The 11974-nt window shown below is 58.7% G+C and carries 12 protein-coding genes; 5 read left to right on the top strand and 7 right to left on the bottom strand.

The annotated features are described in order from the left end of the window. The first annotated feature begins 121 nt into the window (after positions 1-121). Positions 122-898, top strand: coding sequence for an L-arginine-binding protein AotJ (locus tag ATI02_RS09925; protein WP_100846164.1), 777 nt, complete (start codon positions 122-124; stop codon positions 896-898). Positions 899-1022: 124 nt separating this feature from the next. Here ATI02_RS09925 and ATI02_RS09920 read toward each other — a convergent pair whose 3' ends face one another. From ATI02_RS09920 to ATI02_RS09900, 5 genes are all read right to left on the bottom strand, one after another. Beyond that, the gene (locus ATI02_RS09920; protein WP_100846163.1) at positions 1023-1649 is read right to left on the bottom strand and encodes a helix-turn-helix transcriptional regulator; all 627 of its coding nucleotides are present in this window, start codon (positions 1647-1649) and stop codon (positions 1023-1025) included. 93 nt (positions 1650-1742) lie between these two features. Beyond that, positions 1743-2870 (bottom strand): NAD(P)/FAD-dependent oxidoreductase, encoded by a 1128-nt coding sequence (locus ATI02_RS09915; protein ID WP_100846162.1) that lies wholly within the window; start codon positions 2868-2870, stop codon positions 1743-1745. Positions 2871-3021: 151 nt separating this feature from the next. Next, positions 3022-3966, bottom strand: coding sequence for an ornithine cyclodeaminase family protein (locus tag ATI02_RS09910; protein WP_100846161.1), 945 nt, complete (start codon positions 3964-3966; stop codon positions 3022-3024). 136 nt (positions 3967-4102) lie between these two features. Beyond that, positions 4103-5593 (bottom strand): ATP-dependent RNA helicase RhlB, encoded by a 1491-nt coding sequence (rhlB, locus tag ATI02_RS09905; protein ID WP_095188815.1) that lies wholly within the window; start codon positions 5591-5593, stop codon positions 4103-4105. A gap of 97 nt (positions 5594-5690) precedes the next feature. Continuing rightward, positions 5691-6347, bottom strand: coding sequence for an alpha/beta hydrolase (locus ATI02_RS09900; RefSeq protein ID WP_100846160.1), 657 nt, complete (start codon positions 6345-6347; stop codon positions 5691-5693). Positions 6348-6814: 467 nt separating this feature from the next. Between ATI02_RS09900 and ATI02_RS09895 the strand changes: the two genes are divergently transcribed. The 4 genes from ATI02_RS09895 (at position 6815) to ATI02_RS09880 (ending at position 10980) form a co-directional block, all read left to right on the top strand. Beyond that, complete coding sequence (locus ATI02_RS09895) at positions 6815-7846, top strand: amino acid ABC transporter substrate-binding protein (protein WP_042557768.1); 1032 nt, start codon at positions 6815-6817, stop codon at positions 7844-7846. A 66-nt stretch (positions 7847-7912) separates the two neighbouring features. Further along, positions 7913-9094, top strand: a complete 1182-nt coding sequence (locus ATI02_RS09890) for an amino acid ABC transporter permease (RefSeq protein ID WP_042557769.1) — start codon at positions 7913-7915, stop codon at positions 9092-9094. 10 nt (positions 9095-9104) lie between these two features. Continuing rightward, positions 9105-10202 carry an amino acid ABC transporter permease gene (locus ATI02_RS09885; RefSeq protein WP_047299835.1) on the top strand — a complete coding sequence of 366 codons (1098 nt, stop codon included), beginning with the start codon at positions 9105-9107 and terminating at the stop codon, positions 10200-10202. Positions 10203-10215: 13 nt separating this feature from the next. Next, positions 10216-10980, top strand: coding sequence for an amino acid ABC transporter ATP-binding protein (locus tag ATI02_RS09880; RefSeq protein ID WP_008080191.1), 765 nt, complete (start codon positions 10216-10218; stop codon positions 10978-10980). A 52-nt stretch (positions 10981-11032) separates the two neighbouring features. Here the strand turns inward: ATI02_RS09880 and ATI02_RS09875 are convergent, their stop codons facing one another. Together ATI02_RS09875 and ATI02_RS09870 are read right to left on the bottom strand one after the other, a co-directional pair. Then, positions 11033-11521 carry a type II TA system antitoxin MqsA family protein gene (locus ATI02_RS09875; RefSeq protein WP_095188818.1) on the bottom strand — a complete coding sequence of 163 codons (489 nt, stop codon included), beginning with the start codon at positions 11519-11521 and terminating at the stop codon, positions 11033-11035. Further along, positions 11518-11829 (bottom strand): type II toxin-antitoxin system MqsR family toxin, encoded by a 312-nt coding sequence (locus tag ATI02_RS09870; protein WP_095188819.1) that lies wholly within the window; start codon positions 11827-11829, stop codon positions 11518-11520. Before ATI02_RS09870 ends, ATI02_RS09875 begins: the two co-directional genes overlap by 4 nt. Between the last annotated feature and the right edge of the window lie 145 nt (positions 11830-11974).

The raw sequence follows: 11974 nt of genomic DNA, 5'->3' as shown, positions 1-11974 counted from the left end.
CTCTTTGCCCGATTGACTGTCTATACATATAAGTCCAATATGGATTTATAAGTACAAAAAGCATTTCCCTCCGTTTCAGCTCTTTCTTGCCAAACCAACAACAACCCGCGAGAGAACGAACATGAAGAAACTCCCCCTCATCACCGGTCTGGCCCTCAGCCTGTTGGCCTCCACCAGCGTGTTCGCCGCCGAGAAAACCTTGCGCATCGGCATCGAAGCCGCTTACCCGCCCTTCGCCTCGAAGACCGACAAAGGCGAGATCGTCGGTTTCGACTACGACATCGGCAACGCCCTGTGCGCGCAGATGAAGGTCAAATGCGTGTGGGTCGAAGGCGAATTCGACGGTCTGATTCCATCGCTGAAGGTGAAGAAAATCGACATGGCCCTGTCGTCCATGACGATCAACGAAGACCGCAAGAAGTCGGTGGATTTCACCCACAAGTACTACTTCACTTCGTCGCGGCTGGTAATGAAGGAAGGCGCCACAGTCGATGATCAGTACGCCAGCCTCAAGGGCAAGAACGTCGGCGTGCAGCGCGCGACCACCACCGACCGCTATGCCACTGAGGTGTTCGAGCCCAAGGGCATCAACGTCAAGCGCTACAGCAACAACGAAGAAATCTACATGGACCTGGCAGCCGGGCGGCTTGATGCCATTTTTGCCGACACCATTCCGCTGAATGACTTCCTCACAATGCCGCGTGGCAAGGGCTATGCGTTTGTCGGGCCTGAGTTGAAGGATCCGAAGTACGTGGGTGAGGGCGCGGGGATTGCGGTGCGCAAGGGCAATACAGAATTGGTCAGCGAGTTGAACACCGCGATCGACGGGATTCGCGCGAGTGGCGAGTATCTGAAGATTTCCGAGAAGTACTTCAAGTCCGATATCTACGGCGACTGATCGTTCGTCTTCGGGAGCAAGCCCCCTCCCACAGTGATCGAGTCGTACACATATTTTGTGTACATCAAAATCCCTGTGGGAGCTGGCTTGCCAGCGATGGGGCCAGATCAATCACTGCAGATCTTCAGCCCTTCAATTCCTTCAAATGCTTGTACACCGTCGCCCGCCCCATGTTCAGCACGTTGGCCACATAGTTCGAGGCGCTCTTGCCCTTGAACGCGCCTTCGGCGTGCAGCGCCAGCACCAGTTCCCTTTTGTGATCGCGGGTCAGCAGATTCAGGCTCAGCTGTCGCTCGCGTAGCCAGGCATGGAGGAAGGTGTTGATTCGCTCTTGCCAGTCATCGCGAAACAGCGAGTCCGGCTGCGGAATCAGTTTGCTCGGTGAGAGGAAAAGATCCAGCGCTGCCTTGGCATTCTCGAACAGCGAAATATTCAGATTGATGCACAAAACGGCCAGCGGCAGGTCTTCGTGGTCGCGCAGCACGGTGCTCAGGCTGCGGATCTTCTGGCCGTCCCAGTTGAGCTTTTCATACGGGCCGATGTTTCGCTCACTCACGTCTTCGCTGAGCATGTCTTCCAGCGACGACTCGTCACCGATTTCGCGTTTGGACAGATTGTTGGCGATGTAATCGACCCTCTGTGTGCGCAAGTCATGCAGCACCACTTCGGCGTGGGGGAAAAACAGCGTGGCGATGGCATCGGCGATGGCACGGAAGTTATCCAGTGCCGGGTCGAGTTCGGGGGCGGTCATGACAGTGGAGCTCCAGGCAGCGTCAGCGCCCCCGTGAACAGGGGGCGCTGCGAGTGTGCCGCAATCGGTTGGACGCGTCATCCCGACGACGGATCAGATGAGGCGGGCAGGGGAGAGCATGTTGCTGTCCAGGCCGAACTCGCGCAGTGGTTCGGGCAGCGGCAGACCGCGCACCAGCGCCGCACTGGCCTGGCCCATCGCCGGTGAGGTCTGGATGCCGTAGCCGCCCTGCGCCGCGACCCAGAACAACCCGGACACCTGCGGATCGAACCCGCTGAGCAAGTCGCCATCAGCCACGAAACTGCGCAGGCCGGCCCAGGTGCGGGTCGGACGGCGGATGGTCAGGGTCGTGGCTTCCTCGATCTGGTAGATGCCCATGGCGATGTCCAGTTCTTCTGGTTGTACGTCGTGGGGTTCGACCGGGTCGGCATTGGCCGGTGAGCCGAGGAACATCCCGGCGTCGGGCTTCATGTAGAACGATTCGTCGAGGCTGACCAGCATTGGCCAGCGGTGAATGTCCACGCCTTCGGGGCCGGCGAAAATGAACGCGGCACGGCGTTTCGGTTGCAGGCCCAGCGATCGGGCGCCGGCCATTTCACCGACCTTGTCGGCCCAGGCGCCGGCGGCGTTGATGATCACCGGAGCGCTGAAGGTCTGGCCATTGGTCTGCACCTGCCAGATACCGTTGGCGTCGCGATCAAGGCTTAACACGTGGCAATCGGTATGCACTTCGCCTTTATTGCGGCGAATGCCGCGCAGGTAACCCTGATGCAGGGCGTCGGTGTCGATGTCGCAGGCGGTGGGATCGTAAATCGCGCCGTGGACCTTTTCCCGACGCAGGATCGGCAACCGCGCGCAGGCTTCATCGGCACTGAGCAGTTGCATCTGTGGCACTGTGGCTTTGGCGCTGAAGTACTGGTTATTCAGTTCGGCGGCGTCGCCAGTGAAGTCCACGGTCATTTCACCGCGCGGGGTCAGCAAAGGGTGTTCGCAGAAGTCGGGCGGTGGATTGTCGAAGAACTCCCGACTAGCCTGGGTCAGCGCGCGCACTTGCGGTGTGCCGTAAGCGGCGGTGAACAGTGCGGCGGAGCGTCCGGTGGAGTGATAGGCCGGGTGCGATTCACGTTCGAGCACAATCACTTTGGCGTGCGGCGACAGCCAGAAACCGGTGGAAGCGCCGGCGATCCCGCCGCCGATGATGATGAAATCTGCCTGGCTCATGAAGTTCTCCAGTGTGTATGCATTATCGAGGCGTCCGCTGATCTCCCTGTGGGAGCGGGCTTGCTCGCGAAGGCGGTGTATCAGTCGACATTTTCAGTGAGGGTCAGACCGCATTCGCGAGCAGGCTCGCTCCCACAGGGGATTTGTGGTGTCAGTTACTTAAGTGATAAACCGCATTGGCCAGGGCGATGTCTTCCAGACCCAGGCCGATTGAGCGGAAAAACACGTGACGGTCGTAGCCGGGCCGTTGCACTTTTTCGCTGAGCAGATCGGCGAGGTCACCCACAATCGAATCCTTGCTCCAGCCATGCTGTTCAACGGCAATCAGCATCTCGCCCGCCGACCCCGGCGTGGTCAGACGGTAGTCGCAGAACACCTGCATGTCGCCCAAGCTCTGCGGCGGTACTTCATGGGCGCGAGGGGCGTTGGTGCTGATCGAGGTGATCAGCGCGGGTTTACTCAATGTTGCCGGGTCGAGCACCGGGACTGCGGAGGAGGTGCAGAGCATGATCACGTCGGCCTCCACGAGGGCGGCTTCACGGCTTGTGGCAATCGTCAGTTCGGGAGCAAGGGCTTTGAGCCGCGCCTGAGTTTCAGGATCCTCCTGCAGGCTCGGCGAATACACTCTGATGCTTTGCCAATCGCGCAGCGACTTCACGTAATGCAGATGCGCCTGCGCAACTTTGCCGCTGCCGATAATCGCCAGCCGCCGCGTATCCAGCGGGGCGAGGGCGTCGACGGCCACCGCCGTGGTCGCTGCCGTGCGCGCCGTAGTCAGTTCGCCTGCATCGCAGAGCAGCAGCGGCTGGCCGGTCTGCATCGACATCAGCAACGTCCACGCGGTGACCAACGGGCCCTGCTCGCGAACGATGTACGGCGAAGTCTTCACCCCATACACGCCATCTTCGGCCAACACACCCAAGTAATTGATGAAGTCACCGGCGCCCTGCGGGAATTCCACCAGTTGCTGCGCCGGCTGCACGGCGTGACCGGCGGCGAGATCGCTAAACAGCTTGCGCAGAATCTGCGGCACGTCGATGCGTGCCAGCAGCTCATGGGCTTTGGCTTGGTCGATCACGTAGGGCGTACTGGACATGGCGGACTCCGGACTGTGCATCTAAACTAATTTGTCCATTATGGACTTTTAGTTCTTTCTCGCAAGACCTGATGAAATGCCGGGCAAAAAAAAAGCGCAGTCCGTTGCCGGCTGCGCTTCTCTTTATTTGCGTCGCTTACTGCGCACGCTTACGCTCAACCGCCCGCAGCAGATGCGTTGGCGGCGTTTCACAGCTGATCTTGCGACCGAGCTTCTCTTCGATGGACGGCAACTGGTAGGAGTCGTCCTCGCCGGCGAAGCTGATCGACACACCGTCGGCGCCAGCGCGACCGGTACGGCCGATGCGGTGCACGTAGTCGTCCGGGACTTCCGGCAAGGTGAAGTTGATCACGTGGCTGATGCCGTCGATGTGGATGCCGCGACCGGCGACATCGGTGGCGACCAATACGCGAATCTTGCCTTCGCGAAAGCCTTCCAGGGTTTTGATGCGTTTGTGCTGCGGCACGTCGCCGGACAGTTGCGCAGCGTTGATGCCGTCACGCACCAGGCGTTCTTCGATGCGGCGTACTTCGTCCTTGCGGTTGGCAAACACGATCACCCGCTCCCAGCCGTTATCGTTGACCAGGTTGAAGAGCAGTTTGTACTTGTCGGCACCGGCCACGGCATAGATGTGCTGCTCGACGTTTTCGTTGGCCACGTTTTGCGATTCGATCTCGACGATCGACGGGTCGGTGGTCCACTGCTTGGCGAGATTCATCACGTCTTCGGTGAAAGTCGCGGAGAACAGCAGCGTCTGACGTTCGCTTTTCGGCGGGGTCTGGCGAATGATCTGCCGAACCTGCGGGATGAAACCCATGTCGAGCATACGGTCGGCTTCGTCCAGCACCATCACTTCGACCATGTCCAGGTGCACGTCGCCGCGCTGGTTGAAGTCGAGCAGACGGCCCGGCGTTGCCACAAGAATGTCGCAATGGCGCGCTTCGAGGTGCTTGAGCTGCTTGTCGAAGTCCATGCCGCCGACAAACGTCATCACATTGAGGCCGGTGTACTTGGTCAGGTCAGCGGCGTCTTTTGCAATCTGCACCACCAGCTCACGGGTCGGCGCGATGATCAGTGCACGGGGTTCGCCCATGTAGCGTTCTTTCGGCGGCGGCGTTTGCAGCAGTTGGGTGATGATCGAGATCAGGAACGCGGCGGTCTTGCCGGTACCGGTCTGCGCGCGGCCGATGGCGTCTTTGCCGGCGAGGGTGAAGCCCAGCACCTGCGCCTGGATCGGCGTGCAATACGGGAAGCCCAGGTCCTGGATGGCGTGCATCAGTTCCGGGGACAGTTTGAAATCGTGAAAGCGGGTTTTGCCTTCCTGCGGCTCGACGACGAAGTCTTCGAGTTTCCACGGGATAACCGCAGCCTTGGGCTTCGGTTCGCGCCGCGGTCTGGCCGGTTTCGGCGCTTCGCTGCTGACGCTGTCTGCAACAGGCGCTGCTACTGAAGTGGCGACGGCGGCCGGTTGTGAGTCTTGTTTCGGTGCCGCTACGGTAGCGGGGCGGTCGGCCTGGCGGGCATCGCTGCGATGACCGGGGGCGTGCGACGGCGCACTGGGAACTGGCGCGAGCTGCTCAGCCTCGCTTTTACCGAACATCTTCTTGAGTGCTTTGAGCACGGTCATCTCATCAATTGGTTAAGGAATGTACGCCGGCCAGTGTAATGCAAGAATCGGGCGCGGCGTAGTGGGAGGGATCAAAGGGCGGTTTGTGACTGATGAATCAGCGCAATCGCTCGCTCAACCACACGCCGATGTCGCGAATTTCTTCGGGTAACACTTCGTGCTCCATTGGGTATTCCTGCCATGTCACGGTGACACCATGCTTCTTTAAGTACTCGTAGGCGCTGCGGCCCATCGAGTTCTGCACGACGTTATCGAACTGACCGTGCAGCGACAGCACCGGAATGCGCTGCTGGCTGGCGGATAACTCCAGTTCATCGCTGAACGTCGGCGCATACGTCGACAATGCCAGGACGCCACCCAACGGCCCCTGCCATTTCAGAAAAGCGGTGTGCAAGGCCACGGCGCCACCCTGGGAAAAACCGGCGAGGAAAATCCGCGAGGCGTCTATTCCGCTGGCGCGCTGGTTCTCGATCAATTCGATGACGTGCCCGGCGGACACTTCCAGTTCATCCCGGTCGATCGCTCGCGCCGGGCTCATGGCTTTGATGTCGTACCAGCTCGGCATGGCATATCCGCCATTAATGGTGACCGGACGTGTCGGTGCCTGAGGCAGCACGAAGCGCGTCGACAGCAGGTTTTCCTGCAAGGCTTCGGCCACTGGCAGGAAGTCGTAGCGGTCGGCGCCGAGGCCGTGCAGCCAGATCACGCAAGCGTCTGCGGGCTTAACAGGCTGAAGAATCAAGGGCTCAGTCATGGCTGCTCCAATTATGTGCGGGCGCTCTCAATGAGTGCGTGATTTGCGTGCGCGCCCGGTTGATCCGTTAAGAAGATGTCGCAAGGCTACAAGTTTTGCTATTGACCTGTCGCTCAATCGCATCAGTGCCCTGTGTGGTACGGGCTTTGCTATGAGGTAGTCGTGCAATCGATCTCGCGCCTGGCGGTAACACTATCAGTGAACGCCTGACGATGGGATGCAAAGAATCCGGTAATGGATGTTCGCCAATGGCCGCCATGGGCTTAGCGAATATGAAAGGGCTACAGCCCGTTCGGCCAATTGGTGAGAAGTGAGTTGTCCATGATGTGGATTTTCTCCTGAAACACTCATAGCGAAGGTCTTTACGTCGGTTGACCCAATAAAAAGCCAACTAGGGTCAACACCGCCTCAAAAGGGTGCGACTGGACTCAAGCTCCGACACAACAAGAGCAAAACTGGAGGTTTGAATGAAGATGTTGAAATCCACTCTGGCGATCGTGACTGCAGCAGCAGTACTCGGCGTCAGCGGGTTCGCTCAGGCGGGTGCAACCCTGGATGCCGTGCAGAAGAAAGGTTTCGTGCAGTGTGGCGTGAGCGACGGTCTGCCGGGCTTCTCGGTTCCGGACGCTACCGGCAAGATCCTCGGCATCGACGCTGATTTCTGCCGCGCAGTAGCTGCTGCCGTATTCGGCGACGCAACCAAGGTCAAATTCAGTCAGTTGAACGCCAAGGAGCGCTTCACCGCGCTGCAGTCCGGCGAGATCGACATCCTGTCGCGCAACACCACCATGACCAGCTCCCGTGATGCGGGCATGGGCCTGAAATTCCCGGGCTTCATTACCTACTATGACGGCATCGGCTTCCTGGTAAACAACAAGCTGGGCGTGAAGAGTGCCAAAGAGCTGGACGGCGCAACCATCTGCATCCAGGCCGGTACTACCACCGAGCTCAACGTTTCCGACTACTTCCGCGGCAACGGTCTGAAATACACCCCAATCACTTTCGACACCTCCGATGAAAGCGCCAAGTCGCTGGAATCCGGTCGTTGCGACGTGCTGACTTCCGACAAATCCCAGCTGTTCGCCCAGCGCAGCAAACTGGCTTCGCCGAAAGACTACGTGGTTCTGCCGGAAACCATTTCCAAGGAACCACTGGGTCCGGTCGTGCGTAACGGCGACGACGAGTGGCTGGCTGTAGTGCGCTGGACTGGCTACGCCATGCTCAACGCTGAAGAGGCCGGCATCACTTCGAAGAATGTCGAAGCTGAAGCCAAGTCCACCAAGAATCCGGACGTCGCTCGTATGCTCGGTGCTGACGGTGAATACGGCAAAGACCTGAAACTGCCGAAGGACTGGGTCGTGCAGATCGTCAAGCAGGTCGGCAACTACGGTGAAGTGTTCGAGAAAAACCTCGGCAAGAACACTCCGCTGGAAATCGACCGTGGCCTGAACGCCCTGTGGAACAACGGCGGCATTCAGTACGCACCACCAGTGCGCTAATGGTTCTATCACCCGGCGGGCCAACCGCCGGGTGATGTTCTTGTTCCATTTTTTCCGGGGCACTTCATGCAAAAATCAATCGGCGCACCAAAGCAGAGGCTCAGCCTCAGCGATCCGCGAGTGCGCGCCTGGGTATTTCAGATCGTCACCATCGTGGCAGTCGTCTCCCTGGGCTGGTTCCTGTTCGATAACACACAAACCAACCTTGAACACCGGGGCATCACCTCCGGCTTCAGCTTTCTGGAGCGCAGTGCCGGGTTCGGCATCGCTCAAACCCTGATCGACTACACCGAAGCGGACAGCTATGCCCGCGTGTTTGTGATCGGTCTGCTCAATACATTGCTGGTGACCATCATCGGCGTGATCCTGGCGACTCTGCTGGGCTTCATCATTGGTGTCGCGCGTCTATCGCCGAACTGGATCATCAGCAAGCTGGCGACCGTGTATGTGGAAGTCTTCCGCAACATTCCGCCCCTGCTGCAAATCCTGTTCTGGTACTTCGCGGTGTTCCTGACCATGCCGGGACCGCGGAACAGCCACAACTTCGGCGACACTTTCTTTGTCAGCAGCCGTGGCCTGAACATGCCGGCCGCGCTGGCAGCTGATGGTTTCTGGGCGTTCGTGATCAGCGTAGTGGTGGCCATCGTCGGCATCGTGCTGATGTGCCGCTGGGCCAACAAACGCTTTGAAGCGACCGGTGAGCCGTTCCACAAGTTCTGGGTAGGTCTGGCGATTCTGCTGGTGATCCCGAGTTTGTGCGCGCTGATCTTCGGCGCTCCGCTGCACTGGGAAATGCCCGAACTCAAGGGCTTCAACTTCGTTGGCGGCTGGGTGCTTATCCCGGAACTGCTGGCCTTGACCCTGGCCCTGACCGTTTACACCGCGGCGTTCATCGCCGAGATCGTGCGTTCGGGGATCAAGTCGGTCAGCCACGGCCAGACCGAAGCGGCCCGTTCGCTCGGTTTGCGTGAAGGCCCGACCCTTCGCAAGGTGATAATTCCCCAGGCGCTGCGGGTGATCATCCCGCCGCTGACCAGCCAATACCTGAACCTGGCGAAGAACTCCTCGCTGGCCGCCGGTATCGGTTATCCGGAAATGGTTTCGCTGTTCGCCGGCACCGTGCTCAACCAGACCGGTCAGGCGATCGAAGTGATTGCGATCACCATGAGCGTGTACCTGGCGATCAGTATCAGCATTTCCCTGCTGATGAACTGGTACAACAAGCGCATTGCGCTGATCGAGCGGTAAGGAAAAGCGCATGAGTACTCATACTTTCAAACCCGACATGCCCCCACCGAGCAGTAGCATCGGCGTAGTGGCATGGATGCGCGCGAACATGTTCTCCAGCTGGCTCAACACCCTGCTGACGCTGTTCGCGTTCTACCTGATCTACCTGATCGTTCCGCCGATTCTGGGGTGGGCGATCCTCGACGCCAACTGGGTCGGCACCACCCAGGCCGATTGCACCAAGGAGGGCGCCTGCTGGGTGTTCATCCAGCAACGCTTCGGTCAGTTCATGTATGGCTATTACCCGACCGGCCTGCGCTGGCGCGTGGACCTGACCGTGTGGCTGGCAGTGATCGGCGTGGCGCCACTGTTCATCTCGCGCTTCCCGCGTAAAGCGGTGTACGGGTTGAGCTTTCTGGTGATCTATCCGATTGTCGCCTGGTGCCTGCTGCACGGCGGCGTATTCGGCCTGCAAACCGTCGCGACCAGCCAATGGGGCGGCTTGATGCTGACTCTGGTGATCGCCACCGTCGGTATCGCTGGCGCCTTGCCGCTTGGCATCGTGCTGGCGCTGGGTCGACGTTCGAACATGCCAGCGATTCGTGTGGTCTGCGTGACCTTCATCGAGTTCTGGCGTGGCGTGCCGTTGATCACGGTGCTGTTCATGTCCTCGGTGATGCTGCCGCTGTTCCTGCCCGAAGGCATGAACTTCGACAAGCTGCTGCGGGCGCTGATCGGCGTGATCCTGTTCCAGTCGGCCTACGTCGCCGAAGTGGTGCGTGGCGGTCTGCAAGCGATTCCCAAAGGACAGTACGAAGCCGCTGCCGCGATGGGCCTCGGTTATTGGCGTTCGATGGGCCTGGTGATTCTGCCGCAAGCCCTGAAGATGGTGATCCCCGGCATCGTCAACACCTTCATTGCGCTGTTCAAGGACACCAGTCTGGTGATCATCATCGGCCTCTTTGACCTGCTCAACAGCGTCAAGCAAGCCGCTGCCGATCCGAAATGGCTGGGCATGGCCACCGAAGGCTACGTGTTCGCCGCCCTGGTGTTCTGGATTTTCTGTTTTGGTATGTCGCGCTATTCCATGCATCTGGAACGCAAGCTCGACACTGGCCACAAGCGTTAGGAGTTCTCTGTAAATGAGCGAAGCAATCAAAAAGCCTGTGGGTCCTGAAGGCATCATTCAGATGCAGGGCGTCAACAAGTGGTACGGCCAGTTCCACGTGCTGAAAGACATCAACCTCAACGTAAAACAGGGCGAGCGTATCGTCCTGTGCGGCCCGTCGGGTTCCGGCAAGTCGACCACCATCCGTTGCCTCAATCGTCTGGAAGAACACCAGCAGGGCCGCATCGTTGTGGATGGCGTGGAACTGACCAATGACCTCAAACAGATCGAAGCGATCCGTCGTGAAGTCGGCATGGTGTTCCAGCACTTCAACCTGTTCCCGCACCTGACCATTTTGCAGAACTGTACCCTGGCGCCGATGTGGGTGCGCAAGATGCCCAAGCGCAAGGCCGAGGAAATCGCCATGCATTACCTGGAGCGCGTACGCATTCCGGAGCAGGCGCATAAATTCCCGGGGCAACTGTCCGGCGGCCAGCAGCAGCGTGTGGCGATCGCCCGCGCACTGTGCATGAAACCGAAAATCATGCTGTTCGACGAACCAACCTCGGCACTCGACCCTGAGATGGTGAAAGAGGTTCTGGACACCATGATCGGCCTGGCCGAAGACGGCATGACCATGCTCTGCGTGACCCACGAAATGGGCTTCGCCCGCACCGTGGCCAATCGCGTGATCTTCATGGACAAGGGGGAGATCGTTGAGCAGGCGGCGCCGAATGACTTCTTCGACAATCCGCAGAATGAGCGGACGAAGTTGTTCTTGAGTCAGATTTTGCATTGATGGTTTGTGAGTAAAACGAACCCGGCCTTGTGCCGGGTTTGTTTTTTTGGGGTCAGGATACGGTGAGGGTTTCGTGTTCTTTGTGGATGGTGTGCTTGAAGCCTCTCAAGTCTGCACCTTCACCGAGAATTTTCGCATCGGTCAGCAAGTACGGGTAACGATCCAATAGTCGCATCAGCAGCATCAACGCCTTGGGCGGTAGTATTTCGCCGCGTTCGTAGCGAGAGAACGCGTTATGCCCTCCACCGGACAGCAGTTGCACCGTCTCTTTTTGCGTAAGGTGCAATTTGCGCCGAATACGCTTCATCTCGGCGCCGATCATTTGCCTGGCAGCGAAAACCAGCTCATCCCCTGCATCACAATAACGTTCCGCGCTATCGGTATCGTGATCCCACTCAACCTCTCCGCACTGCTGGCATTCCCAACCAGAAAGATCATCTACACGGCGCTCCATGCCTTTGACACTCAGGGTTTCGCCGCGCCCTGCAAAATGTCTCATTCCCTCACGTGCACCGCAGCTGACACATTGCTGGGTTTTCATGGGTTTTTCTCCTTGAAGGAGATTACCGGTGGGCCGCCACCGGGGCGGTAGGTCACCTTGATGTAAATCTCCAGATCTTGTGAATGGGTGTGATACACGTCTTGCCAGACCCGATGATCGTCGTAGCTGGTCATCGATTTGTACAACATCCTGTTCTGCAATTCGAAAACGATCTCTTGCATCTCGCTGATGCTAAAGCCGAGATACTCGCCTGAATCTGCCGAGGTCTTGGTAAAGGCTTTTTTTCCAAGCCGCCGGACCTCAGCCTTGATCACCGCCAAGTCGTAATGGGGCGTGTTCTTCTCCATAAGAAACCAAAACCCTGTCCCTGAAATTACCCTTAAAGGGTAATTTTGACTAATCGAAAATTCCGCTCCATTTCCCTCCCATTCACCCTAGGTGGTTGCCGTCCTACACGGGTCTGACTACCATGTCGGAAAATTCATCCTATGA

Source organism: Pseudomonas baetica (assembly GCF_002813455.1).
Classification (GTDB): Bacteria; Pseudomonadota; Gammaproteobacteria; order Pseudomonadales; family Pseudomonadaceae; genus Aquipseudomonas; species Aquipseudomonas baetica.
This window is presented reverse-complemented; position numbering and strand designations above follow the sequence as displayed.

Bases quoted from the DNA above. Each gene is read 5' to 3' on its own strand.
- ATI02_RS09900 (WP_100846160.1), bottom strand. From the start codon at position 6,347: ATGACTGAGCCCTTGATTCTTCAGCCTGTTAAGCCCGCAGACGCTTGC.
- ATI02_RS09915 (WP_100846162.1), bottom strand. From the start codon at position 2,870: ATGAGCCAGGCAGATTTCATCATCATCGGCGGCGGGATCGCCGGCGCT.
- ATI02_RS09875 (WP_095188818.1), bottom strand. From the start codon at position 11,521: ATGAAAACCCAGCAATGTGTCAGCTGCGGTGCACGTGAGGGAATGAGA.
- ATI02_RS09920 (WP_100846163.1), bottom strand. From the start codon at position 1,649: ATGACCGCCCCCGAACTCGACCCGGCACTGGATAACTTCCGTGCCATC.
- ATI02_RS09885 (WP_047299835.1), top strand. From the start codon at position 9,105: ATGAGTACTCATACTTTCAAACCCGACATGCCCCCACCGAGCAGTAGC.
- ATI02_RS09910 (WP_100846161.1), bottom strand. From the start codon at position 3,966: ATGTCCAGTACGCCCTACGTGATCGACCAAGCCAAAGCCCATGAGCTG.
- ATI02_RS09895 (WP_042557768.1), top strand. From the start codon at position 6,815: ATGAAGATGTTGAAATCCACTCTGGCGATCGTGACTGCAGCAGCAGTA.
- ATI02_RS09880 (WP_008080191.1), top strand. From the start codon at position 10,216: ATGAGCGAAGCAATCAAAAAGCCTGTGGGTCCTGAAGGCATCATTCAG.
- rhlB (WP_095188815.1), bottom strand. From the start codon at position 5,593: ATGACCGTGCTCAAAGCACTCAAGAAGATGTTCGGTAAAAGCGAGGCT.
- ATI02_RS09890 (WP_042557769.1), top strand. From the start codon at position 7,913: ATGCAAAAATCAATCGGCGCACCAAAGCAGAGGCTCAGCCTCAGCGAT.
- ATI02_RS09870 (WP_095188819.1), bottom strand. From the start codon at position 11,829: ATGGAGAAGAACACGCCCCATTACGACTTGGCGGTGATCAAGGCTGAG.
- ATI02_RS09925 (WP_100846164.1), top strand. From the start codon at position 122: ATGAAGAAACTCCCCCTCATCACCGGTCTGGCCCTCAGCCTGTTGGCC.